27 protein-coding genes are annotated in these 23,885 nt (G+C 67.3%); 9 read left to right on the top strand and 18 right to left on the bottom strand.

The genetic code is table 11. The annotated features are described in order from the left end of the window. Positions 1–5 precede the first annotated feature (5 nt). Positions 6–2,351 carry a transglycosylase domain-containing protein gene (locus N8I87_RS15400; protein ID WP_263216484.1) on the bottom strand — a complete coding sequence of 782 codons (2,346 nt, stop codon included), beginning with the start codon at positions 2,349–2,351 and terminating at the stop codon, positions 6–8. Positions 2,352–3,845: 1,494 nt separating this feature from the next. On the opposite strand from N8I87_RS15400, the gene N8I87_RS15395 reads away from it, so the two are divergent. From N8I87_RS15395 to N8I87_RS15380, 4 genes are read left to right on the top strand one after another with little or no spacing between them, the layout of a single operon-like run. Next, the gene (locus N8I87_RS15395; protein WP_263209188.1) at positions 3,846–4,646 is read left to right on the top strand and encodes an ABC transporter permease; all 801 of its coding nucleotides are present in this window, start codon (positions 3,846–3,848) and stop codon (positions 4,644–4,646) included. A 22-nt stretch (positions 4,647–4,668) separates the two neighbouring features. Beyond that, complete coding sequence (locus N8I87_RS15390; protein WP_263216483.1) at positions 4,669–5,460, top strand: ABC transporter permease; 792 nt, start codon at positions 4,669–4,671, stop codon at positions 5,458–5,460. Between the two features lie 6 nt (positions 5,461–5,466). Further along, positions 5,467–6,522, top strand: a complete 1,056-nt coding sequence (locus N8I87_RS15385; RefSeq protein WP_263209186.1) for an ABC transporter ATP-binding protein — start codon at positions 5,467–5,469, stop codon at positions 6,520–6,522. 33 nt (positions 6,523–6,555) lie between these two features. Then, complete coding sequence (locus N8I87_RS15380) at positions 6,556–7,422, top strand: DUF1707 SHOCT-like domain-containing protein (protein ID WP_263209184.1); 867 nt, start codon at positions 6,556–6,558, stop codon at positions 7,420–7,422. A 91-nt stretch (positions 7,423–7,513) separates the two neighbouring features. On the opposite strand, the gene N8I87_RS15375 is transcribed toward N8I87_RS15380, so the two are convergent. Then, a complete protein-coding gene (locus N8I87_RS15375) occupies positions 7,514–8,851 on the bottom strand; it encodes an SGNH/GDSL hydrolase family protein (RefSeq protein ID WP_263209182.1) in 1,338 nt (445 codons plus the stop codon). 266 nt (positions 8,852–9,117) lie between these two features. Here N8I87_RS15375 and N8I87_RS15370 point away from each other — a divergent pair, with 266 nt between their 5' ends. After that, complete coding sequence (locus tag N8I87_RS15370) at positions 9,118–10,380, top strand: DUF445 domain-containing protein (RefSeq protein ID WP_411577231.1); 1,263 nt, start codon at positions 9,118–9,120, stop codon at positions 10,378–10,380. Positions 10,381–10,634: 254 nt separating this feature from the next. On the opposite strand, the gene N8I87_RS15365 is transcribed toward N8I87_RS15370, so the two are convergent. Beyond that, positions 10,635–10,937 carry a hypothetical protein gene (locus N8I87_RS15365; RefSeq protein WP_263209179.1) on the bottom strand — a complete coding sequence of 101 codons (303 nt, stop codon included), beginning with the start codon at positions 10,935–10,937 and terminating at the stop codon, positions 10,635–10,637. Positions 10,938–10,989: 52 nt separating this feature from the next. Next, the gene (locus N8I87_RS15360) at positions 10,990–11,112 is read right to left on the bottom strand and encodes a hypothetical protein (protein ID WP_263209177.1); all 123 of its coding nucleotides are present in this window, start codon (positions 11,110–11,112) and stop codon (positions 10,990–10,992) included. A 155-nt stretch (positions 11,113–11,267) separates the two neighbouring features. Between N8I87_RS15360 and N8I87_RS15355 the strand changes: the two genes are divergently transcribed. Then, the gene (locus N8I87_RS15355; protein WP_263209175.1) at positions 11,268–11,963 is read left to right on the top strand and encodes an SMI1/KNR4 family protein; all 696 of its coding nucleotides are present in this window, start codon (positions 11,268–11,270) and stop codon (positions 11,961–11,963) included. 69 nt (positions 11,964–12,032) lie between these two features. Here N8I87_RS15355 and N8I87_RS15350 read toward each other — a convergent pair whose 3' ends face one another. The 10 genes from N8I87_RS15350 to N8I87_RS15305 all read right to left on the bottom strand — a co-directional run bounded on the left by N8I87_RS15350 (position 12,033) and on the right by N8I87_RS15305 (position 18,809). Beyond that, a complete protein-coding gene (locus tag N8I87_RS15350; protein WP_263209173.1) occupies positions 12,033–13,070 on the bottom strand; it encodes a NucA/NucB deoxyribonuclease domain-containing protein in 1,038 nt (345 codons plus the stop codon). A gap of 278 nt (positions 13,071–13,348) precedes the next feature. Continuing rightward, positions 13,349–13,504: a hypothetical protein gene (locus tag N8I87_RS15345; RefSeq protein ID WP_263209171.1), complete on the bottom strand. Its 156-nt coding sequence runs from the start codon at positions 13,502–13,504 to the stop codon at positions 13,349–13,351. A 29-nt stretch (positions 13,505–13,533) separates the two neighbouring features. After that, a complete protein-coding gene (locus N8I87_RS15340) occupies positions 13,534–14,070 on the bottom strand; it encodes a DUF6879 family protein (protein WP_263209169.1) in 537 nt (178 codons plus the stop codon). 97 nt (positions 14,071–14,167) lie between these two features. Beyond that, entirely contained in the window at positions 14,168–14,788 is a 621-nt protein-coding gene (locus tag N8I87_RS15335) for a DUF5753 domain-containing protein (RefSeq protein WP_263209167.1), read from the bottom strand. A 111-nt stretch (positions 14,789–14,899) separates the two neighbouring features. Then, positions 14,900–15,421 carry a DUF6879 family protein gene (locus N8I87_RS15330; RefSeq protein ID WP_263216481.1) on the bottom strand — a complete coding sequence of 174 codons (522 nt, stop codon included), beginning with the start codon at positions 15,419–15,421 and terminating at the stop codon, positions 14,900–14,902. A gap of 68 nt (positions 15,422–15,489) precedes the next feature. Next, positions 15,490–16,005 carry a DUF6879 family protein gene (locus N8I87_RS15325; RefSeq protein ID WP_263209165.1) on the bottom strand — a complete coding sequence of 172 codons (516 nt, stop codon included), beginning with the start codon at positions 16,003–16,005 and terminating at the stop codon, positions 15,490–15,492. A gap of 27 nt (positions 16,006–16,032) precedes the next feature. Beyond that, positions 16,033–16,500 carry a hypothetical protein gene (locus N8I87_RS15320; RefSeq protein ID WP_263209164.1) on the bottom strand — a complete coding sequence of 156 codons (468 nt, stop codon included), beginning with the start codon at positions 16,498–16,500 and terminating at the stop codon, positions 16,033–16,035. An 88-nt stretch (positions 16,501–16,588) separates the two neighbouring features. Further along, positions 16,589–16,813, bottom strand: a complete 225-nt coding sequence (locus N8I87_RS15315) for a DUF397 domain-containing protein (RefSeq protein WP_263209162.1) — start codon at positions 16,811–16,813, stop codon at positions 16,589–16,591. A gap of 410 nt (positions 16,814–17,223) precedes the next feature. Continuing rightward, positions 17,224–18,072: a helix-turn-helix domain-containing protein gene (locus N8I87_RS15310; RefSeq protein WP_263209160.1), complete on the bottom strand. Its 849-nt coding sequence runs from the start codon at positions 18,070–18,072 to the stop codon at positions 17,224–17,226. After that, a complete protein-coding gene (locus N8I87_RS15305) occupies positions 18,069–18,809 on the bottom strand; it encodes a DUF6879 family protein (RefSeq protein ID WP_263209158.1) in 741 nt (246 codons plus the stop codon). The genes N8I87_RS15310 and N8I87_RS15305 overlap by 4 nt, the downstream gene beginning before the upstream one ends. 201 nt (positions 18,810–19,010) lie before the next feature. Between N8I87_RS15305 and cyaB the strand changes: the two genes are divergently transcribed. Then, positions 19,011–19,589 (top strand): class IV adenylate cyclase, encoded by a 579-nt coding sequence (gene cyaB / locus N8I87_RS15300; protein WP_263209156.1) that lies wholly within the window; start codon positions 19,011–19,013, stop codon positions 19,587–19,589. Positions 19,590–19,757: 168 nt separating this feature from the next. Here the strand turns inward: cyaB and N8I87_RS15295 are convergent, their stop codons facing one another. The 3 genes from N8I87_RS15295 to N8I87_RS15285 are packed head-to-tail and all read right to left on the bottom strand — an operon-like array spanning position 19,758 to position 21,010. Next, positions 19,758–19,958 (bottom strand): DUF397 domain-containing protein, encoded by a 201-nt coding sequence (locus N8I87_RS15295; RefSeq protein WP_263209154.1) that lies wholly within the window; start codon positions 19,956–19,958, stop codon positions 19,758–19,760. Beyond that, the gene (locus tag N8I87_RS15290) at positions 19,958–20,164 is read right to left on the bottom strand and encodes a DUF397 domain-containing protein (RefSeq protein WP_263209153.1); all 207 of its coding nucleotides are present in this window, start codon (positions 20,162–20,164) and stop codon (positions 19,958–19,960) included. Before N8I87_RS15290 ends, N8I87_RS15295 begins: the two co-directional genes overlap by 1 nt. After that, the gene (locus N8I87_RS15285; RefSeq protein ID WP_263209151.1) at positions 20,165–21,010 is read right to left on the bottom strand and encodes a helix-turn-helix domain-containing protein; all 846 of its coding nucleotides are present in this window, start codon (positions 21,008–21,010) and stop codon (positions 20,165–20,167) included. A gap of 220 nt (positions 21,011–21,230) precedes the next feature. Between N8I87_RS15285 and N8I87_RS15280 the strand changes: the two genes are divergently transcribed. Further along, positions 21,231–21,863, top strand: coding sequence for an ATP-binding protein (locus N8I87_RS15280; RefSeq protein ID WP_263209149.1), 633 nt, complete (start codon positions 21,231–21,233; stop codon positions 21,861–21,863). A gap of 317 nt (positions 21,864–22,180) precedes the next feature. Here the strand turns inward: N8I87_RS15280 and N8I87_RS15275 are convergent, their stop codons facing one another. After that, positions 22,181–22,642 carry a hypothetical protein gene (locus N8I87_RS15275; protein ID WP_263209147.1) on the bottom strand — a complete coding sequence of 154 codons (462 nt, stop codon included), beginning with the start codon at positions 22,640–22,642 and terminating at the stop codon, positions 22,181–22,183. Positions 22,643–22,717: 75 nt separating this feature from the next. On the opposite strand from N8I87_RS15275, the gene N8I87_RS15270 reads away from it, so the two are divergent. Then, entirely contained in the window at positions 22,718–23,848 is a 1,131-nt protein-coding gene (locus N8I87_RS15270) for a DNA cytosine methyltransferase (protein ID WP_263209146.1), read from the top strand. Positions 23,849–23,885: the final 37 nt, after the last annotated feature.

Below are 23,885 nucleotides of genomic sequence, written 5' to 3'. Positions count from 1 at the left end.
CAGCATCACCATCTCCTAGTAGCGCCCAGCGGGCCCGCGACGGTGCCGCCCGTGGTACCTCCCTGGGTTCCCCCGGTCGTGCCCCCGTCCGTGCCGCCGGTGGTCCCTCCGGTGGTGGTGCCGCCGTCGGCCGTGCCTCCCGTCGCATCGCCGCCGGTGGTGGTCCCGCCGCCGGTCGTGCCTCCGGTCGTGTCGCCGCCGGTCGTGGGGGTGCCGCCGGTGGTCGTCCCGTCCGTGGGGGGCGCGGTCGTGCCGCCGTTGTCCTGGCCCTGGGTCTGCCCCTGGTCCTGACCGCCGTCGGTCGTGCCGCCGTTGTCCTGGCTGCCCGTGGTGCCGGGCTGGGTCGGGGCCTGTGAGCTCGGGGCCTGGATCTCGGCGCCCTGCTGCAGTTCGAGGTCGAACTCGGCGGCGGGCTTCCCCTTCAGGGCGCTCTTCGTGTACTGGGCCCAGATGTCGGTGGGCGCCCCGCCGCCGTTGATGCGCGGCAGGCCCATCACGCCGTACAGCGGCCTGTGGGCGGCCGTCACCGGGTCCTGGCCCATCACGGAGACGACCGTGGCCAGATCGGGCGTGTAGCCCGCGAACCAGGCCGCCGTGTCCTCCTCCGCGGTGCCGGTCTTGCCCGCCGCGGGGCGGCCGGCGTTCTGCGCGGCGGTCGCGGTGCCCGTCTGGACCACGCTCCGCAGGATCGACGTCGTGGTGTCGGCGGCCTCACGGCTGACGGCCTGCTCGGTGTCGTCCCCGGGCAGCTCGACCTCGTCCTTGCCGTCCTTGGTGATCTTCTCGATCATCGTGTACGTGCCGTGCTTGCCGTGGTTGGCGAGCGTGGCGTACGCCTCCGCCATGTCGAGCACGCTCGCGGTGGCGGTGCCGAGGGCGATGGACGGGTAGGGGTTCAGGTCCTTGGTGTCGGACGGGATACCGAGGTCGACCGCGGTCTTCTTCACCTTGGCGGGGCCCACGTCGACGGCCATCTGCGCGTACACCGAGTTGACCGAGAGGTTGGTGGCCTGCCGCGCCGTGATCTGCCCGTACGACTTTGCGTCCTCGTTCTCGGGGGCGTACGTGCCACCGTTCCAGCCCTGTACGGGCCGCTGGTTGGTGCCGTCGTAGTACGTGTTCGGCGTGATCGGCTGGCCGTCCTGGGTGGTGGAGGCGTTCTGCACCGCCGAGGTGAACACGAAGGGCTTGAACGTGGAGCCGACCTGGAAGTCGCCCCGGGTCGCGCCGTTCGTGTACTGCTTCACGTAGTCGACGCCGCCGTACATCGCGACGACCTTGCCGGTCTTCGGGTCGACGGAGGCGCCGCCCGCGCGGACGTAGTTGTCGACCTTGCGGTTCTTCTTGTCCAGCTTGTCCATCAGCTGGTCGTTGACCGCCTTGACGAAGGCGTTCTGCTTGTCCTTCTGCAGGGTCGTGGTGATGCGGTAGCCGCCGCCCTCCAGGGCGTCCGTGTCGATGATCTTGTTCGTGGTGAGGTAGTGCTTGATCGCGTCCACGATGTAGCCGCGCTGGCCCGACAGGCCGGTGGAGACGGTCTGCTCCTTCGGCATCGGGAACTTCATGCCGGCCCGCTCGGACTCGCCGAGCCAGCCCTTCGTGACCATGCCGTCCAGGACGTAGTTCCAGCGGGCCACGGCCGCGGACTTGTTCTCCGGGTGCGCGACGACGTCGTACTCGCTGGGCGCGTTGACCAGCGCGGCGAGGTAGGCGGCGCGGGCCGGGTCCAGGTCGGTGGCGTCCACGCCGTAGTAGGCCTGGGCGGCGGCCTGGATGCCGTAGGCGTTGCGGCCGAAGTAGCTGGTGTTGAGGTAGCCCTCGAGGATGTCGTCCTTCGACTTGTTGCGGTCCAGCTTGATCGAGATGAAGAACTCCTTGGCCTTACGGGTGACCGTCTGTTCCTGCGCCAGGTAGTAGTTCTTCACGTACTGCTGGGTGATCGTCGAGCCGGACTGCTTGCCCTTGCCGGTCGCGGTGTTCCAGGCCGCGCGGATCATCGCCTTGGGGTCGATGGCCGACTCGGTGTAGAAGTCCCGGTCCTCGGCGGCCAGTACGGCGTGCTGGGCGTCCTTGGAGATCTGCGCGAGGGTGACGTTCTCCCGGTTGATGTCGCCGTCACGGGCCAGTTGGGAGCCGTCCGCGTACAGGTAGACGTTGCTCTGCTTGGTGGCGAGCGCGTTGGCCGGCGGGATCTTCACCATGGAGTAGCCGAGGAAGAACAGCCCGATGATCAGCAACACACCGATGAAGAAGGTACCGAGCACCATCCGCCAGGTGGGAATGATCCGCCGCCACCCGGTCCGCTTGGGCCGCTTGGGCTTCTTGCCCTTGCCGGCGGTCTCCGGGGGCACCGGGGTGACCGGGCCGGCGGGGGCGGCGGCACTCCGTGCGTTGGCGGCGTTGGCCGCGGTCGCGGGGTTGGCGGCGGTCCGTGCGTTGGCCGCGGTCGCGGGATGGGCACCGGTCCGTGCGTCGGCGGCGCCCGCGCCACGCGCCGCGCCGACTGCGCCTGCCGCGCCCGCGATACCTGCCGCACCGGCTGCGCCTGCCACGCCGGCTGCACGCGCCGCGCCTGCTGCGCCCACGATGCCTGCGCCCGCCGCGCCTGCCGCGCCCGCGCCGCGCGCCGCGTTACCGGCGTTGCCCGCGGTCCCGGGGGCCTTGCCGGTCGGTGGGTTGTCCTTGATCGGCGTGAGCCGGGTGGTTTCGTCCGTCGCCGCGGGCTTGGCGGCCGGGGCGCTTCCCCTGATCCGCGCGAACTGGGTGGTGTCGGCGGCACCGGGGCTTGCCGCGTCGGCCGCGCCTGCCGTGCCAGTGCCGTGTGCCGCGCCTGCCGTGCCAGTGCCGTGTGCCGCGCCTGCCGTGCCAGTGCCGTGTGCCGCGCCAGTGCCGTGTGCCGCGCCTGCCGTGCCAGTGCCGTGTGCCGCGCCTGCCGTGCCAGTGCCGTGTGCCGCGCCAGTGCCGTGTGCTGCGCCTGCCGCGCCGGCGCCGTGTGCCGCGCCTGCCGCGCCAGTGCCGTGTGCCGCGCCGGCGCCGTGTGCTGCGCCTGCCGCGCCGGCGCCGCGTGCCGCACCCGCCGCGCCGCGCCGCGTGCCGCACCCGCCGCGCCCGGGCGTGCGCCTGCCGCGCCCGCTGAGCCCGAGCCGCTCGCCGCGTCGGCCGTGCCCGCCGCGCGCGCTGCGTTGCCCGCAGCCCCGCGAGCCTTGGCCGTCGGCGGGTCGTCGTCCTTGATCGGCGTCAGCCGGGTCGTCTCGTCCATGAGCGGGGGCTTGGCTGTCGGGGCGTTCTCCTTGATCCGCGTCAGCCTCGTGGTGTCCGCGATCCCGGCACTTGCCGCCCTCGCCCCCGCCTCACCGTCGGCGCTTCCCGCGTCATCCACGTGATCAGCGTCACCCGAGGTCCCAGAGGGCTCGGCGGTTTCGGGGGCCTTGGCCGTCGGGGCGTTCTCCTTGATCCTCGCGAGGCGGCTGGTGTCGACGTTGCCCGGCCCGGAGGGCTCCGCGGTCCGTGCCTTCGGGACCGTACCGGCCTTCTCGGCCGGCCTGCCCCCCTGCTCGGCGGGCTCTTCGGCCGCCGTCGGCTGCGTCGTCGCACCGCCTTCGTTCGGCTGCTGCGGCTGCGGCTGCGGCTCGTCGCTCATCTCGTGCACGGACTCCTGTTATCGCCTCGTACGTTGCCGTACGCCCTCATACGCCATCTGCTCCCCCAGGGTGAAGACTCTCGCACCAAGCGTTCCGTTCCCGGATTCCGGCACGCGTCCGGGACGGAAAATGCGTGGCACGCCGCGTCGGTCCCGGACTAGGCTCCTGCGCTTCGGTGTCGGGCGGTCGGGGAGGTTGACTGGCGTGGGCGCGGGACGGTTGTACGGGGCCGTCGCTGCGGGGGGTTTCAGACGGTACGCGACGTATCGGGCGGCCACTGCGGCAGGGGTGTTCACCAACACGGTCTTCGGCCTGATCCTCGTCTACACCTATCTCGCCCTGTGGGACGAGAAACCCCACCTGGGAGGCTATGACCAGGCGCAGGCGATCACCTACGTGTGGGTGGGCCAGGCGCTGCTGTCGACGCTCGCGATCGGGGGTGGCGGTGTCGAGGACGAGCTCATGGAACGCATTCGTACGGGTGACATCGCGATCGACCTGTACCGCCCCGCCGACCTGCAACTGTGGTGGCTGTCCGCGGACTTGGGCAGGGCCCTGTTCCAGCTCATGGGCCGGGGAGTGATCCCCTTCGTCTTCGGCGCGCTGTTCTTCCCGGTGGCGCTGCCCTCGGACGCGGGAACCTGGGCCGCCTTCCTCGTCGCCGTCCTGCTGGCGATGCTGGTCGGCTTCGGGATCCGCTTCCTGGTGGGGCTGAGCGCGTTCTGGCTGCTGGACGGCACCGGGGTGGCGCATGCGGCGTGGATCACGGGCTTCTTCTGCTCCGGGATGGTGCTGCCGCTGAACGTCTTCCCGGGCGCGATCGGCGACGTCGTACGGACCCTGCCCTGGTCCTCGCTGCTGCAGGCCCCGGCCGACGTACTGCTGGGGCAGGCCGATCCCTGGGGCGTCTTCCTCTTCCAGGCGGCCTGGGCGGCGGCGCTGCTCGCGCTGGGGCGGCTGGTGCAGTCGACGGCGACGCGGCGGGTGGTGGTGCAGGGTGGCTGAGACCAACCGGGTCGCCGACGGTATGCGCGCCTACCGGATGATCGCCGCGATGTGGATCCGCTCCACGATGGCGTACCGGACGTCCTTCGTGATGACGACGGTCGCCAACTTCACCGCGACCGCCCTCGACTTCGTCACGATCCTGCTGATGTTCTCCCGCGTGGACGCGCTCGGCGGCTACTCGCTGCCCGAGATCGCCTTCCTGTACGGCCTGTCCAGTACGGCCTTCGGGCTGGCCGACCTGGTGATCGGCTCGATGGAACGGCTGGGGCGCCGGGTGCGCGACGGCACCTTCGACACCCTCCTGGTCCGTCCGGCGCCGGTCCTTGCGCAGCTGGCCGCCGACCGGTTCGCGCTGCGCCGCCTGGGCCGGGTGACGCAGGGCTCGCTGGTGCTCGGCTACGCGCTGACGGCCGTCGACATCGAGTGGACCCCGCTGAAGCTGCTGCTGATGCCGGTGATGGTGATCAGCGGTGCCGCGATCTTCAGCGCCGTGTTCGTGGCCGGCGCGGCCTTCCAGTTCGCGGCGCAGGACGCGTCCGAGGTGCAGAACGCGTTCACCTACGGCGGCACCACGCTGCTGCAGTACCCGCCCACCGTCTTCGCGAAGGACCTGGTGCGCGGGGTGACCTTCGTGCTCCCGCTGGCCTTCGTCAACTGGCTGCCCGCGACCTACGTCCTGGGCCTGCCGTATCCGCTGCGCCTGCCGCAGTGGACGGCATTCACTTCGCCGCTCGTCGCGGTGGGGTGCTGCGCGCTGGCCGGAGTGGCATGGCGGGCGGGGCTTCGGGCGTATCGGAGTACGGGGAGCTGAGGAACCATGGACAGTGACTTCATCGAGGACTCGACCCAGAACTCGACCCAGAACTTGACGCAGAACTCGACCGAGAACTTCATCGCACTCGACCGCGTCGAAAAGGTCTTCGAGGTGCGGAAGAAGACCGGCTTCCTCAAGCGGGAGCGCCGGGAGGTGCGGGCGGTCGACTCGATCTCCTTCACCGTGGCGCGCGGCGAGATGGTCGGCTACATCGGCCCCAACGGCGCGGGCAAGTCGACGACGATCAAGATGCTCACGGGCATCCTGACCCCGAGCGGCGGCCGCCTGCGCGTGGCCGGCATCGACCCCTCCCGCGAACGCGCCCGCCTGGCGCACCGTATCGGCGTGGTGTTCGGGCAGCGGACCACGCTGTGGTGGGACCTGCCGCTGATCGACTCCTACCGGCTGGTGCACCGCATGTACCGGATCCCGGACCGGCGTTACCGCGAGAACCTCGACCGCTGCGTCGAACTCCTCGAACTCGCCGACCTGTTGGACGTCCCCGTCCGCCAGCTCTCCCTCGGCCAGCGCATGCGCGGCGACATCGCGGCGGCGCTGCTGCACGACCCCGAGGTGCTCTACCTCGACGAGCCGACGATCGGCCTGGACGTCATCTCCAAGGCCAAGGTCCGCGGATTCCTGCGGGAGTTGAACACCGAACGCGGCACCACGGTGCTGCTGACCACGCACGACCTCCAGGACATCGAGCAGCTCTGCTCCCGGGTGATGGTCATCGACCACGGCCGGCTGATGTACGACGGCCCGCTCGCCGGGCTGCACGAGGTCGGGACGAGCGAGCGGACGCTGGTGGTGGACCTGGAGCGGGAGCTGCCGCCCGTCGAGGTGCCGCCGGCGCGCGTGGTGAAGGTGGAGGGCCCGCGGCAGTGGCTGGCCTTCCCGGCGTCCGAGTCGGCCGCGCCGCTGGTGGCGCGCGTGGCGGCGGAGTATCCGCTGGTGGACCTGTCGGTGCGGGAGCCGGACATCGAGGCGGTGATCGCGAAGATGCTGCATTCATTGGGGGACACCCCCAAACCCCCGCCCGACAAGGCCACCGCATAGTGCGCGGCGCGGGGAACTCGTAGGCTGCTCTCCATGACCGACGATGCCCCGGAACTGCGTGCCTCCGACGCCGATCGTGAGCGAGTCGCCGAGGTCCTGCGGGACGCCCTCGCGGAAGGGCGGCTCGACATGGCGGAGTTCGAGGAGCGGCTGGAGGAGACGTACAAGGCGCGGACCTACCGCGAACTGGCACCCATCACCCGGGATCTGCCGGGACCCGACGTGGTGGCCCCTCCCGTGGTGTCCCTGCGCAAGGACCCCGTGGAGAGCGGGAGTTGGGCGGGCCGGATCACCGGCGGCGAGGGTTCGCCCGGCTGGGCGGTCGCCATCATGTCCGGCTTCCAGCGCAAGGGCCGCTGGACCATGCCGAAGCGGCTCAACTGCTTCACCTTCTGGGGCGGCGGTGAGATCGATCTGCGGGAGGCGGACTTCGCGGACCGCGAGGTGGAGATCAACTGCATCGCGATCATGGGTGGTGTGCAGGTCATCGTGCCGCCCGGGGTCGAGGTCGTCGTGCGGGGCATCGGCATCATGGGCGGCTTCGACCACCGCGAGGAAGGTGCCGGGGGCGAGCCGGGCGCCCCGCGGGTGATCGTGAGCGGCTTCGCCTTCTGGGGCGGGGTCGGGGTGGAGCGCAAGGTGACGCGGGCCGAGCGGCAGCGGCTGAAGGAGGAGCGCCGCCAGGAGAAGCTGGACCGCAAGGCGGCGCGCAAGGAACTGGAGGCATCCTTCCGGGACGACGTCCAGGATGCCCACCGCAGGATGCTCGACGGCCACCGCGACCTGCTGCGGGAGCGCCACGAAGAGCGCCACGAAGAGCGCCGCGAGCGGCACGAGGAGCGCCGTGAGCGCCAGCGGGAGCGTCGGGAGGAGCGGCGGCGCAGGCACGGGGACTGGTGAGGCGCGGGCGCGGGGACTACTGAGCGAGGCGGGGCCGTCGTACCAGGCGACGCGGGGCCGTCGTACCAGGCGGGACGGGGCCGCGTACCGGCTACAGCTCCGCCTGGCCCGCACCCTTCAGCTCCCGCAGGTCGAAGACGTCCGCCATCTTCCGGAAGCCCTGGTCGCTGGGGTGGAGATGGTCGCCCGAGTCGTAGTCGGGGCGGAGCCTGCGCGGGTTGTACGGGTCACGCAGGGCCTGGTCGAAGTCGACCACCGCGTCGTAGACCAGCCCGGCCCGGATCCGGGTGTTGACCTGCTGTCGTACCGCTTCCCGGGCCGCCGAGTACCCGCGGTGGCCCTGGAAGGGCATCAGGGTGGCGCCGACGACCTTGAGGCCGCGGGCGTGGGCCTGGCGGACGAGGGTGCGCAGGCCGTCGGTGATCCGGTCGGGGTCGGCGAGCCGCGGGTTCCTGAGGATGTCGTTGACGCCCAGCTCGATGACGACGACCTTGACGTTCGTACGGGAGAGCACGTCCCGGCCGAAACGGCCCAGCCCGCTCTGGTTGTCGGCGGGCCGCCCGAGTCCGCTCGCGAGGACCTGGTTGCCGCTGATGCCCTCGTTGACGACGCTGTAACGGGGCACGTCCCGGCGGCCGTCGGCGAGCCCCGTGCGCAGCCGCTCCGAAAGGACGTCCGTCCAGCGGTGGTTGGCGCCCACGGTGGAGGTGATCCCGTCGGTGATCGAGTCGCCGAACACGACGACCGTGCCGTCGGACTCGTTGCTCAGCACGTCGAGGGCCGTCAGATAGCGCCAGTACGGCGTCTGTTCGGTGTACGGGGCTCCGGCCGGGTCCTCCGTGTGGTCGCCCTGCGCGACGTACGACACCTGCCGCGCGTGCGGATGGTAAGTAACCGGCCCGGACGGGACGGGAGAATACGTGGTGACCAACACATCCGTCTCGCGCGGTATCACGATGCGCACGGCGTCGCTCAGCACCTGCCCACCCGCCGGTATGACCACGTCGGGGCCGCCGCCGAAGGTGAGCCGGCGCATTGTCTGTGCCGCGGCCGCCGCGCTGCCGTCGCCGGCCGCGACCGCGACCGAGGCGTGGCTGATGGTCAGCGGCGCCTGGCCGTAGAGATTGGACAGCGTGATCCGGGCATTCGTACCCCCGGCGCTCGCGTGCACGACGTTGCGCACCGAGCGTCCCGCCAGTCCGTCGGTCTCGGTGCCCGGCTCGGCGCCGACCGGGGAGGTGGACCAGGAGCCGACCCAGGTGCCGGTGGAGGCGGGAGCGGCCGAGGAGTCATGGCGGGGACGACCCCCGCCGGCGCCGTCGAGCGGAACGCCGTCGTCGGCCGCGACCGTGACGAAGATGGCGGCGCACAGGGCCACGACCAGCGCGACGACGGCACTCAGCAGGGCATAGCCATGACGCCTGGTCATGCTGGTGTTGTTCTCCTCGGGCACTGGGAGCCCGGGGCTCCGATCTGTTGTGTCCATGATGCGACATGGGTCCGGGAGAACTGACAGGACCCTGTCCAAACCCCCTTTCTGACAGACGCCGGGAACTCCTGTTCCGTTCCAGGAGTCGGTCAGGAAGGGACAATGTGTGAGGGATCACCGAACGGGTGGAGCAGATGGAACGCATGGAAACGCCGGAAACGGAAGTGGCAACGGCACCGCAGACCAGTGCCCCGTCCTACAAATCCATGAGCGCCTTCACTCCCGCCGACGAGGAGCGGCAGCGCGGGGTACGACGCATGAAACTCACGGCGACCGGGATGCTGCTGTTCGTGGCGGTGGTGTACGCCCTCGCCAAATGGTCTTCCGGCCAGGGCGCCGGCCCCTGGGCGGACTACGTGGCCGCGGCCGCCGAGGCCGGCATGGTCGGCGCCCTGGCGGACTGGTTCGCGGTCACGGCCCTGTTCCGCCACCCCCTCGGCGTGCCCATTCCGCACACCGCGATCATCCCCAACAAGAAGGATCAGCTGGGTGTCTCCCTGGGCGAATTCGTCGGCGAGAACTTCCTCTCCCAGGACGTCGTACGGCAGCGGCTGCGCGCCGTCGGCATCGGCAGCCGCCTCGGCGCCTGGCTGGCCGACCCGGAGCACGCCGACCGGGTCACCGCTGAACTGGCCACGGCCCTGCGCGGCGCCCTCACGGTGATGCGCGACTCCGACGTCCAGGCGGTGGTCGGCGAGGCGATCACCCGCCGTGCCAACGTCCAGGAGATCGCGCCCGGCATAGGGAAGATGCTGGAGAAGATCGTCGCCGACGGCGGCCACAGACGGGCCGTCGACCTCATCGTCACCCGTGCCCACGACTGGCTGGTCCTGCACGACGACCAGGTCATGGACGCCGTCCAGGGCGGGGCCCCCGGCTGGACCCCGCGCTTCGTCGACAAGAAGGTCGGCGAACGCGTCTACAAGGAGCTGCTCCGCTTCTGCGCCGAGATGCGCGACATGCCCTCCCACCCCGCCCGCGGCGCCCTCGACCGCTTCCTCACCGACTTCGCCTCCGACCTCCAGTCCGACACGGACACGCGCGCGCGTGTGGAGCGGCTCAAGGGCGAGGTGCTGGGCCGTGGCGAGGTCCAGGACCTGATCGCGTCCGCATGGACGGCCGTACGCTCCATGATCGTCTCCGCGGCCGAGGACGAGCGCAGCGAGCTGCGCCTACGAGTCCGCGCCTCCCTCCTTTCCCTGGGCGCCCGGATGGCCACGGAACCCAAGGTCCAGAACAAGGTCGACAGCTGGGTCGAGGGCGCCGCCGTACACGTCGTGACGACCTACCGCAAGGAGATCACGTCCCTGATCACCGACACGGTGGCAAGCTGGGACCCCGAACACACCACCCGCAAGATCGAGGCCCACATCGGCCGAGACCTCCAGTTCATCCGAATCAACGGCACGGTGGTGGGCTCGCTGGCGGGCCTGCTGATCTATACGGTGTCGCGGGGGCTGGGCGCATAGTCCGGCCAGGGCCGCCCGGCCGCCACGGCTGCGGGCAGTCGTGCCTCCCCCAAGCCGCGCTCCCGGTGCTCGTGGCCACGGCAGGGGTGGCGGTGCCGCCGGCCCCACCCACGACGGTGGCCCGGCTCCCGTGGCCTTCCGCATGCTCCGGCGGCTGATCTCTCGAGTCAGGTGCATGCCTGGGAGACGGGCCGGGGCGGGAGCCGATAACAGAAACTCAGGCGCCCGTGGTCGCCCCCCGAGTGCGCCTGCCGTCAGGCCCGGCGGTCGGCGACGGCCCAGGAGGCCACCGCGACGGCGCTGGCGACGCCGAGAACGGACGGCCAGGCGCCGACCTTCTTGGCCAGCGGGTGCGACCCGGCGAAGGCGGCGACATACGCGGCGCTCAGCGCCCCCGCGGCCTTCGCACCGGCCTGAGCCCGCCACTGCTGAGCGGCAGCGGCACCGGCAACGGCCAGGACGACCCCGCCCAGCGGCCGCTTCTTGGTCCAGCGGGCAACGCCGTACCCCCCGACAAGCCCGCCCGCGGCAATCACCGAACTGGGAACCCTAGCCATGCCCGCCTCCTCATACCTCTATCCGATACCCAGAGGCTAACGCCGACGTCGCTCAGACGGTGACCGTGACCTCAAGACCAAAGGCCGGCACCAGAGTGGGATCATTGAAGGCCGTGATACGAGCGATCCGAGCCCCGATCAGCGTCAGAACCTGGACGCCGTAAGCCTCGTACACGCCGCCACCCACATGCTTGTGGACGACGAGGGCGGGCTGCCCATTGGCCCGGGCGGGAACCATCCGCCACAGGCCCCCGCGCAGGACCCGCCCCCTCAAGAATGATGTGCTGGGGGCTAGAGTTCCGGCGACAGCCTGGCAATAGGCTCGTCGCCATGACCGATGACCTCCTCATCCGAGTTCTGGAACGGCTCGACGCCTGGCTCGAAGCGAATGCCCCTGCTGACTTCGCGGCGTTGAACCCTCCTGCCGTGCAAGGTGATATCAGCAAGATCGGCGAGTATTTGATCGATCTGCACCACGACGTCGTCACCTGGCTGAAACGGCATGATGGAGCCGCAGCCACGACAGGCCCCTCTCGTGCCGGGTTTCTTCTGCCGGGCGGCTATGCCCCGAACGCGGCGAAAGACATGGCCGTCGGCCAGCGCGACATGGAACGGAAGGTCGCGTGGAGCCTCGACGAGGAGGACGAGGACGAGGTCCACTGGTTCACCGTCGCGGAAGGGTACGAACTCGACATCGTCGGTGACGGAACGACTGTCTACTCGACCGAGGACTTGGGTCTCGTGCCGGCTCCCACTACCTGCCACATCCGGTGGGTCCCCTTCGCATCCTCGACGGAATCGGGACACGACTTGATCGTCGACCACCGACAGGGGGCGACGCACGGGGCTGTCCGCCGGATCGAACCGGACGCCGTGGACCCGAGCGCTGTGGTGTGGCCCAGTGTGACTGCCATGTTCACCTCTCTGGTCGAAGCGCTGGAGACGGCCCGGCCGGTCGCTGTGGGAACGGTTGTCTACGTGCCGAGAGTTCTGGACGGCGCACTCGACTGGGAGATCGTGTGCTAGGTATGGACTGGCGGAAGGGGCCGACGAGTCGAACATCCCCGTCGGCCCCTTCTCATTCCACTGTGTCAGCTACGGGCGGACCTCACACACCTCGCCGATGGTGCACCCCTCCAGCCCCGGTGCCTCGATGTAGAACGCGTCGTCGTCGGCGACCCGCGCCTTCGTGTAGAAGTTTCCGAGCCGGCCGCCGAGTCCCTGGTTCTGCTTGGCCGACATGGACGCGCGACCGCACACCTCCTTCCACGTGGGGTCGGGGTAGCGTTCGTCGAAGTACAGGCGCCACTTGCCGTCGGTGTTCTTCTGGGCGTACAGCTGAACGCATTCATCACCGTTTTTGACGAACTGGCCGCCGCTTTCCTTGGTGGCGGCGAAGGGGAACTCGTCGCAGTCCACGCCCGACGTGCCCGGCTTGGTGGCCTCCGGTGTGGCCTTGCTGTTCGTCTCCCACGACGTGGGGCAGATCGTGTTCCGGTTCCCCTGGCGCACGGAGTCGTTGATCTCCCGGTGCAGCGGCTTTCTCTCCTTCTCGCTGCCCGGATGGGAGGGCAGCTGCTCCCGCAGCAGCCAGTAGTAGGCGGCTGCGACCGGATATTTCGCGGTGTTGAGGGTGAACTTCGGGATGTGCTTTTTGAACACACAGCCCGTCGAGTTGTTCACATATACCGAGTTGTCGCACCTGACCTGGTCGAAGTAGGTGACGGTCGGTTGGGTGATCTTCAGCGACCCGGTTGCGGCGGACGGCTTGAAGTCCAGCCAGAACTTCCGGTCGAAGTTCTGCTCTGTTCCCTCGTCCGGCTTCGTCCACGTGGTCGTCTTGCTCGCCGCTGCCCAGTGGTGGTCGGACAGCCCCGTCCATGTCGTTGCGCCGTCGAAGGAGGACGAGTATTCGACCTTGCAGTTCGGTGCGCAGTCCGAGTTCCAGGAATCCAGCGTTACGGTTCCCAGGGTGGAGTCGATCGTCAGGGCACTGACGGCGAGGACCTCGCGCATCGTGTTCTTGTAACTGTTGGCCAGCTTCGTTTCATGGCGGACGAGGAACGTCGCGTCGCCGATGTGTGTGACCTTGCCGTTGTCGATCCGGTCGACGCTGATCAGCACGGCGAACATCAGGCAGGCCTCACGCCGTTCGAGTGTGTAGCCGCTGACGGACGGCGGACCTATGGCGCGCGATCCGCCGCGCGGAGGGCGTGACAGCGAGAAGGGACGTGAAAGGCCAGACGTTCACCGCCAACTCTGGCGCTCGTAAACCTACTGAGACCGGACGTCATCAAACTCCTGGACTGCTCGTCTGCCGTCGCTTCGACCGGCAGACGAGCAATCCAGGAGGCGGGTTTCTTGTGGAAGACGCCCTGGTCGGTACGTCAGCGCGTCTGACGGCGCGCCCTTTACGGCCACTTCAGCACTGCGCGGATCCGCCACCACAGCTTGCGTGCCGCAGGGGTCTCAGTGGAGTAGGCGACCGGTGTCTTCGACTCGTAGCCGGGGCCGCGGCCCAGGGGCTTGCCCTCGGGCGGGTACTTCTCATGCGGGGTTTGCCCCATTCACCCTCCTATAGGCGATACGTGCTGAATCAGGTTTGATAGTCACGGAACGGAACGCCACTCTCCGAAGCGAGATCGCGCCACGCGAGATACTTGCCGATGTCCGGCTCCCGGATCAGCTCCCGATTGATCTGCGTTCCGTCCGGGCGGTAGTTGAGGTGAACGACCGTCGTCTCGTCGAACATCCAGAAGTCCTGTTCAGGCAGATCCGGATCCGGCTGGTCGGTGAGGTCAACGATTCGGTAGTCCTCCCCAGCTGTGACGTTCCCCGCGATGCCCCACGCGAAGAGATAGCGGCTGTACGGCGTGAGCGGCTGACGAACGATCTTCGCGCGGGTCATAGTGCGCCCTGCCGCCACGTGCCCTTGGATGGTCCGGTGCCAGGTCTCGTTGAAGCCTTCTGGAATCGGCTTTCCGGCGAGGAAGGCCCGGAAGGTCTCGGCCTCGGCGGGCATGGTGTACGTCTGGTGCACTTCGAGCCGGAACGCGGAACGCTTGAAGTCACGGAAATACGACTTCCACTCGTCGCCGTCCAGGTACACGGGGGCAGAGCTGGCCTCGGACATGGGTGTCCTCCTTCAGAATGTCTTCCGGAACCAGCACTTGTCGTCACGGCGGCGCCTGTACGGCCCTCCACTGGCGTTTCGTCCGAAGGCATCCCGGCTACCCCGAGGCGGAATCGCAGTCGCCCCAGAAACCGAGGGCTCTGGTGAGCAGTTTCCGGGCCGCGTCCCCGTAGGACGCGGCATTGCGCAGGGCCTCGAAGGCCTTGTCATGCAAGGCGAGTTCGGCAGACTCGGTGATTTCCACGCCGCAGGACACGAGTTCGTAGTCCACTCGGCCATCGCCGTTCATGTCGAAGGCGGGCATGGGAACGATACCCACCTCCGCGGTAGCGGAGAGGATGCCAAGGGAGAGCGAGGGGAGATCTTGGTCCCGAAGGAGCCGTGCGATCTGCTCCCGCATGACCTCCGGCCCTCCGACGTTCGTGTACAGGGCTTGTTCGCCGAGGATCACCTCATAGTGATGCTCCCCGTCGTACAACACCTGCTGCCGCTCCATCCGCTTGGCCACGCCCACGGGCACATCGTCCGGAACCCCGAGAAAATCGACGACCTGGCGGAGGATGACTGTCGCGTAGGCCTCGGTCTGAAGCGTCCCCCAGATCATGGTGGGGATGTAAGCCCTGCCATGCCGCGCCTGCTGGTACCAGGAGATCACTTCATCCTGGATGTCTTCCGTGCCGGTGGACGGCCGCTGCTGCCATGGAGTCAGGCTGGTCACTCTTTCTCCTTAGTCGAAAGGCGGTTTGACGAGCCAGTGCGCCGTTTCCAGTAGCGGCAGATCCACGATCGAGAGCTCCGCGGCGACCTCGCGGTAGCTGGCTCCTCCAGCTCAAACGGTAAGAGACTTCACGTACTCGTCAAAGGGCACCGACTCAGCCAGCGCGATGCGCTGATACTCCATGAAGGGCGTCACGTCACCCTCGTGAACTTCCCGGCTGATCTGTGTGCCGTCCGCCTCGTAGTGCATGAGGACGACTTCCTTCTTGTCGAACACCCAGAAATCTTGGACGCCCGCCAGAGGGTTTTCGCGGTCGGTCACGTCCATGATCCGGATGTCGTCGCCCGCCCATACATGGGGGCGGTAGTGCATGAACTCGTACTGAAGGTACGTGGTGAGAGGGCGTGTGACGATGTGCACGCGCCCCTTGCTCTTGCCTTCGCGACGCACCCTCCCGAGGTCCTCGGTGTACGCATCCGAGTACGTGTGGGGGTCGATACGTTCGCCGGCCAGATAGGCTCGGATCTCTTCTTCCTCCTGAGGAACCCGGTATTCAGGCAGCGTTTCGAGCCGCCATGCCTCGCTCTGGAAGTCCTGGAACTTCGCCCGCCAGGCTTCACCGTCCAGGTCCACGGGGTCAGAGCCAGAATTGAGCATGAATGGCCTCCTTCAGGATTCTTGTTCGGAACCAGTGATCTAACTCACTGCTCTGCGTACGCGGCGAACGGCACCGAGTGAGCCAGCGCGACACGCTTCCACTCCAAGTACGGGCCGATGTCACCCGCGAACAACTCCCGGCTGATCTGTGTCCCGTCCGGCCGGTAGTTCAGATGCACGACGCGCATCTCGTCGAACAACCACCAGTCGGTCCTTGTCAGAGGAAGCCCGCAGTCCACCTGTGAGACATCCAGAATCCGGATGTCCTCGCCGGCTTCGACGTTGCCGGGAATTCCCCATGCGAACTGGTACCGCTGATAGCCCGTCAATGGCCGCTGCACGACCCGTACCCGCCCGATAGTCCGCCCTGATGTCACATAGTCGCGTACGCGTTCATGCCAGCGTGCGTTGTGGTCCACAGGCTTCGGTTCCCCTCGGAGGAAGCGGGCGACGTTCTCAGCTTCCCTGGGCATGGTGTAGGTCGGCTGAGCCTCGAATCGCCATGCGTCACGTTCGTACGCGTCGAATGTCCTGCGCCACGCGTCGCCATCCAAGAGCACGTTCGGTACTCACTTCCTTGTCTACGACTACGGGACTGGACAGGCAAGTTCAGGGTTGGACCGATTCGGGGAACACGTCACCACTGCGAGCGACAGATACGAGGGGCGTTCGAGGTAGAAGCCCAGCGACACGTCACTCCCCGAACCAAGCCTCCCAGCAACCGAATTGACCAGCAACGCCAGGCCGGTGATCTCGCGCTCCCTCTCGGAAGCGAACCGGGGCGCGTACTCGGCCACGCGCGCCCCGAGCCAGGTTGCTGCTTCCTTGGCGTCATCCCACGTGCCCCGGATCAGGGAACGCGGTTTGACGAGCCAGTACGCCGTTTCCAGCGGCGGCAGCTCCGAGGACGGGAACCCCGCAGCCACCTCGCGGTAGCGCTGAAGAAGTTCCGGTCTGCTTCCGGCCGGCGGGTGACCCGGATGCGGCGGACGTCGCATGGCGTCATCGTCGAAGCGTTCTTTGGGGCCGATCCACAGATAGCCGTGATGGTGCATCGCGGGAACCCGTTCGGTCTTGAGTGCGATGGGCAGCCGGTCCCGATCCGAGGCGGTGTTCGGCCGGGACCGGCTGGAGAGGGGAGGGTCAGACGGACATGCCGAATCGCGCCGGGTCGATGCCGGCCGCGTTCAGTTCCTCCGTTGTGAACCGCAGCGGCTCCGCCTCAGGCCGCTTGCTGTCACCCAGTGCCCAGGCGCCGTCGCCGATCCGCGCCAGGGTCACGCATCCCTCGGTGCAGGGACCTCCGCACGCCTTCACGAAGGAGGCCCCGCTGATGTCGAGCCCGTACAGCTTGGTTCCGTCCAGCATCACTGCACCTTCCTGCTCAGCTGATCACGGCCATGACTGACCGCCGCCACCCGTGACGGGCGGGAGTTCGTGGAGGGGGAAGCAAACCGCTCTCAGCGGTTGGAGGCCCCATCGCGTCGAGCGCAGCGTGCGCACTGGCAAGGCGGCCATTCCGAGGTGACCAAGGGGGCCAGGCCGTCACTCTCGAACACGGCCTGTTCGGGTTCCCAGGTCTGCCCGGAGTCGTGAGAGACACGCAGAGTCATCAATGGCCGGTCAACAAAGAGGGCCCCCGCTGCTTTCGGTTGCGGAGCCTGAGCGAAGGTCGTGTCGGGCATTGCCATGACCAGGACGTTAGGCAGTGCAATTGCTTACCCGCGTAGCGATTGCGCGTGATTGCGCACGCGGATCCTGTGCTTGCGGCTGATTGCCTACGCGCGGTCCAAAGAGGCCCTCGCACGGCCGATCAGACGGCGTCCCATTGCCCCGTACTCGGCGGACTCGGCGAGCCAGTCCCATGCCCGTTCGTACAGCTGGATGTCGTCCTCGTCGGTGAGCCACAGCTCTTCGCTGATGGTCTCGACGATGACCAGCCTGCGGTCGTAGATCCAGAAGGCGTGTGGTGCCGTACGGCGCAGCTGAGCACCGAACGGGAGGATGCCGAGTTCGATCCGACGCTGGCCCACCAGGTTGTACAGCCGATCCAGCTGCTCTGCCATCACGTCCACGGGACACGAACGGTGGTACAGGACGGCCTCGCACAGGAGGAACCTGAACGTCTTCTCGGGGTCGTACAGCGCCTCCTGGCGGCGCATCCGGGCTTCCACGGCGGCCTCTGTGGTGGGCGGGATGCCTCGGAACTCGGCGTTTGCATCGAAGATGACCCGGGCGTACTCAGGCGTCTGAAACAGCCCGGGAACGCGCGACACTTCGAGCCCACGGATCTCCTTCGTGGCCTCGGTCTCGCGTACGGCGATCTCCTGGCGGCCGCGGTGTCCGCCAGCCAGCTGGCGTCGCCAGGAGCGGTGGCGCTGCTTCATCTCCAGCCCGGCTCGAAGTCCTTGAAGCTCGGCCTCGACGTCCGGCCGGCCGCAGGCCTTCGCCCAGGCGGTCAGGTCGACCACCGTGGGGGTCTGCTTGCCGTTTTGGAGTCGGGAGATCTTCGAAGGCTGGCAACCGAGCTTGGCGGCAAGTTCCTTGCCTTCCAGACCGGCCTCGGCGCGCAGCTCGCGAAGGCGCGCACCGAGGGCTTCTCTGGCGGTCTGGTAGTCCGTACTCACATGGTGGAACGTACCCGGAGGGCGAACTCTTCGGTACGCACGGCGTGATGCCAGGCGGCATCACGAGCCTGGCAGGCAGCGAGGACTTCCGCAGGGTCCTCGGTGACGTACACACCCAGGGTGACGTCCTCGTCGTCGAACGCGAAGCGGGCGACGAGCTTTGAGTCGAAGAGCCAGAAGTCGTGCTCCGGCAGCCGCAGTTCCTGCGCCTTCGTGCGGGTCAGATTGCGGATGTCCTCACCGGCCGTGACGTTGCCGGGTGCGCTGGTGAGCAGGAACTGCTGTCCCTGGGTCGGTGGTTCGTCGACGAGGCGGACGCGCTCGAACCGCTTGCCCTGCGCCGTCTGTGCGCGGACGTTCTCACGCCAGGCGTTGTCCGGGTCGCGAGCGATGTCCTCTCCCGCGAGGAAGCGCCGCCATTTGGGGCTGTTGCGGTCGGAGGCGTAGCCGCGCCGCGTTTCCAGGCGCCAAGCGGAGTGCTTGAAGTCCCGGAATAGATGAGAGATCGAGGCGAACGGCTGGAGTTCGGGAGCGTCGCCCCTGGGCGCGTAGCGGGTCAACAGGCTGCGCGGAACACGGACGAATGTCTCGGACTCCTTGACGTCCCGAAGCTGGGTGAGGTGCTCCGGGTCGGTCTCCCGCTCGCCCTGCACGAGGATCTCGTCCGTGCCCTCGATGTCGTAGAGCGTGGGGCAGTCCCCGTCGTCGCTCGTCGTGCCCATGAACCTAAGCGCCATGTTGCCCTCCATCTCGGCTGGTTGGAGATCCAGGATGCGAGTACGTGCCCTGGTTGTGTGCATGGATTGCAGCAGATTGCGCATCCTGCGGTACAGGAACGGATTGCGCGCAATCGAACACGACGAGAGGTGCCCCTGCCCGGCTCAGCTCGTGCTGGAATGCAGCGGATCCGGTGGCCGGAGTGGGAGAAGGGATGACAAGTGATCGAGGCGGAGTTGAAGGCTCGCGTCCGGTCGCCCGAGGCGATCACGCGCCGACTCGACGAGCGAGCCATGGCACGCGTTGAGGTGTACCAGGACACGTACTACGACCGTCCGGACGGCTCACTCGAAAAGGCCGACCGAGAGTTGCGCGTACGGACGGTGCATGGCGCGGAAGGTACACGCACGGTCCTCACCTTCAAGGACGCCCCGATCGACGAGGACTCCCGGTCCAAACCCGAGCACGAGACCCGAGTCGAAGACGAGGCCGCCGCGCACGCCATCCTGCGTGGCCTCGGTTACGTCGAGCACATCGCCCTCGAGAAGCATTGCCGGAACTACGCGTTCGAGGCGCGCGGACGGCAGATGCTGGCCACGCTTGTACGTGTACCTGAGATCGACGGAACGTTTGTCGAGGTGGAGACGCTGGTCGAGGCGGATGAGGTGAGCGCGGCCGTGGAGGACATCCACCATGTCCTCGTCGAACTCGGTGTGGGGCTCGCGGATCTGACCCGGGAGACATATACGGGGGCTGTGGCGGCGCTACGCGGGAGTCTTGGCGCCATTAGGCCCCAGTGACCGGGCGGATGATGCGCGCATGTTCCGACAACTGCCGGCTGGTCCACTCCGCTTCACTACGCTCTCACATCGGCTTCGGCGATCGGATTGCGGCCCACAGTGGGATTGGCTCCGTTGTGGTCGGGGTTGGAGGCGCTGTCAGAGATTGACGGCGACGGACGCCCTCCATCAGCACCCTTGCAGTTCACCTCGACCCAGTGCACCTATGAAGGCTCGCCAGGTGCTTCTTCGAACAGCCATGACGGGCCCCGTGACACGCTTGGAATCACGCACGAGTGTGCGGTCACTGGCATGCGCACACTCGACGCACTCGGTTCCGCTTCCTCCGCTGTAGGAGGACTTGAACCACTGACACGCATCGGGCTTCATTACGAGGAAGCTCTGCACGCGCCCGCCAGGAAGTCGGACCATGCCCCTGGAGAGACCATCAGATGACCAAGCTCTGGCTGCTTGGAGTCCCTTACGAACACACCAAACGGGACGAACGCCGCCTCTATGCACTCGGTCGTGTTGCCGCCGCTGTACGACGACTTGAACCACCTAGGCTCGGACTCGGGCTGGGGACTCCCAGGCATTCACAGCTCCTTGAGGGCGCGAAGGATCAGGGCGGAGGAAGCCTCCATGTCCAACGCTTGTGCCTGAAGGTACTCGAACGCAAGTCTGTATCGGTCCAGTTCCTCGTCCTTCTCCAGGAAGAGGGAGCCTGCATGGAAGTCGACATACACCACGTCGAGGGCCGGCTCGGGGCCGCCGATGATGACGAAGCTTCCGAGCGCGGCGGCATGGGCTCCCTTGGAGAAGGGCAGTACCTGGAGGGTGATGTGAGGGGAGTTGTTCGCTTCGAGCAGCCGATCGAGCTGCTCCTTCATGGTCTGAGGTGACCCGACGACGCGGCGGATGACGGACTCGTCGAGGATCGCCCACAAGCGCGGTGGCTTCGGGCGGGTGAGGATCTCCTGCCGCTTCATGCGGATGTCGACCAGCCGCTCGATCTCCGCCTCTTCCAGCGGAACTTCGTTGGCCCTTTGCAGCGCAGTGCTGTAGGCACGCGTCTGCAAGAGGCCAGGGACGTAGACGCAGGAGAAGTGGCTCTCGCGTACCGCTTCGTCCTCAAGAGTGAGCAGCAGGTTCATGCTTTCGGGAATGGAGTCTGCGAAGGAGCTCCACCAGCCTTGCTGTTTGGCGTCCTTGGCGATTCCAACAACGGCCCTGCGCTCGGCGTCGGTTGCCTCGTACTCACGGCACAACGCATCGATGACGAGCCACTTGACCGGTCCGGCCTGAGTCTCGTACCGGCTGACCGTAGCCTTGGAAACACCGACCAGCCGCCCGGCCTCCTCAAGAGTGAGTCCCTTGCGGGCGCGCAACTTGCGCATCATCGCGCCTAGTTGGCGGCGGCGGGTTGTGGTCCGTTCGGACATGCGACTCCTTCGCCATGATCCGGGCGGTCAGCCCGGAGATCCTCAACAGGCTAGGCAGCCGCGAGGCGACCCCACCATCAGATTCACTCGATGGATTCGCGTGAGAAGTTACATAGCGAGACTTCTCTATGCCATGCTCGTGCCGAGATCGCTACGCAGCGCAGTCGTCTGGACACGACAGGTGCAGCATGTGCGTGGCCTGGGAGGGAGGAGTGGCCACATGCCTGGCTACGAAGTCACCGAACCCCGACTCCGCTGTGTCCTGCCTTTTGAGGCGGCACCAGCAGAAGTGCGCCTGCTTCGGAGAGCCGCGGTATCGCAGCTGAGCCGGTGGGGCATGCCCGTGGCTGCTGACGAAGCGGAACTGCTTGTTACCGAACTGGCAACGAACGTCGTCAAGCACGTCGGCGAAGGCGCCTCAGCAACGCTGATCCTTGAGTGGCGCGGGGAGCGGCTGCGTCTCGAACTGCACGACAAGAGCCGGGCGATGCCGCTACCGAACACGGCGGACTGTGACGCGGAGTGCGGTCGTGGCCTGCACCTGCTCGCGGCGCTGGCACTGGACTGGGGCACAGTGTTGACTGCGGTGGGTAAGGCGGTCTGGTGTGAGATCTCGATCAGCCCAGGCCAGGCGTGCCAACGCATCGTGCGTGCCGGCGAGGTGCTTGAGGGCTATCAGGGGCCCAGCCGTGGTGCTCCGCTTCGGGGGAGCGGGCGAGACATTGGTCTCGAGGAGTCAGCGATCGAGCTGATCGCTGACCTGCTCCACTGGACAGCCGCTCGTGGACTCGACCCAGACGACGTCCTCGACCGTGCTCAAATGCAGTACGAAGCCGAAGTGGACGCGGCCTAGTGGGGCAGCGTCTGAATGGACTTCCGTATCTGCCTCCGGAGGACTGCCGGGGTGCGCCAGGATTCTCCGCGGAAAATCCTGTGGCGCGTGCGGTGGCAGTTCGCGCACAGGAGGGCGAGATCCGCCATCCGGGTCTAGGTGACCTCCGATATGTGGAGAGGCAGGCTGTCGTGGACCTCGATGTAGCCGTCTCCCGGTTTGCCGCAGGCGGCAGTGAAGTCGAACGAGCACACCTCGCACCGCAGAAGGACGCCCTCTTCCAGGACGGCATGGATCTTCCGGTCGCACAGGGGCTTGTTTCGCTCACGGTAGAGGGCTCAGTGTCTGGGGAGCTGCCCCTCGCGTGCCAAGCTCGTCTCGCCTTCCTGGGCGGCGGAGCCCATCACGTCGGTGCGCTCTGTGAAGTCGGCCACCACATCGCGGGACAGCTGGCCGCCCTTCGTGACGACCCCGTGATACCTGGCACGGACTGTCACGGAGTCGCCCGTCTGGCGGCTGGCGCCGCCAGGAGAGCGGAATGTCGGATCTGCCGCCGCGTCATCGTGCCATGGAAGCTTCCTGTGGATCTTGGACAGGTTCCGCACCCGCTTGTCGGCTGGCCGCAGCTCGCGCCGGCCGGTGTCCACAACGAGCGCGCAGGCCAGCAACGGCTCGTCATGCGTCCGGTTGATTCTCGCCAGACCGGTATCGTACGAGCATTCGAAATCGCCATGCTGTTGGTGACCAAGGTGGTACAGAGGATGCCGCACACTGGTGTGTGCCGCCGTGTCGAGTCGCAATGTCAGTGGGTCGTGTCACCCTCTGTGATGGCTGCCGTATGAGGCGTCACTGGAATTCGTGCAAGAGGAGGGGCCATGACGGGGACTGACCAGGGCTACACGTCGATCGAGATCTGTGCCGGTGCTGGCGGACAGGCGATTGGACTGCACTTGGCCGGTTTCAGACACCTTGCTCTCGTCGAGATCGATAAGTACGCGGCGGCCACCTTGCGCGAAAACATCGAGGTACACCCTAAGTGGGACTGGGAGCGCGACAACTGCGATGTCCTCTGCAAAGACGTGGTTGGGTTTGATCCGGAGCATGACCTGAAGAAGAGTGCTGGTCTGTATCGGCGGGGTGAGGTTGACCTACTCGCCGGCGGCGTCCCGTGCCCACCTTTCTCTCACGCTGGCAAGCAGCTCGGCGAGGACGATGAACGTGATCTCTTCCCGCGCATCCTGGAGCTGGCCGAGCTCATCCGCCCCCGGGCAGTGATGATCGAGAACGTCCGTGGCCTCATGGATGCCAAGTTCGACGACTACAGGTCCCGAATCCAGGCCAGCCTCGAGGAGATGGAGCCTGACGACGACGGACTGCCCGGCTATGAGGTTGTGGGGTGGAAGGTTTACGAGGCGGAGAAGTTCGGTGTTCCGCAGCTTCGGCCCCGCTCCATCCTCGTCGCCATCCGGAAGGACGTCCTCAAGGATCTGAAGTATGAAGCTCCGGCACCCAGCGCCCAGAGGGTCACCGTCTTCGATGCGCTTGAGGAAACGATGAAGGAGCGCATCAAGCCGTTTGAGGGAGGGCCTCGGGCCGCCGAGGCACAGCGGGTGTTCGAGAAGTGGAAGGACGACGCTGGCAAGGACGTAGCTCCCACACTTGTCGGCGGCTCCAAGAAACACGGAGGCGCCGACCTCGGCCCTAGCAGGGCTAAGAAGGCATGGCGCGCGCTGGGGGTCTCGGGCATGGGCGTGGCCAACGAGCCAGAGAACGGTGAGCCGACCGGCACTGAAAACCGCGATCTGTTCGGTGCCGACGGTCCGATGCTCACTGTTCGACAGGCCGCGGTCATTCAGGGGTTTCCGACGGAGTGGGACTTTAAGGGGGGCAAGACAGCCCAGTACCGGCAGGTCGGGAACGCGTTTCCGCCTCCCGTCGCGCAGGCCATTGGCGAATCGATCATTGAGGTGCTCAAGGCCGACCGCAAGCGTGACACCAGTCGGTGACTGAGGTCGGCTGAGCAGCGAGAGCGCGCCGGAGCGG

The organism is Streptomyces sp. HUAS 15-9 (genome assembly GCF_025642155.1).
Lineage (GTDB): Bacteria > Actinomycetota > Actinomycetes > Streptomycetales > Streptomycetaceae > Streptomyces.
This window is presented reverse-complemented; position numbering and strand designations above follow the sequence as displayed.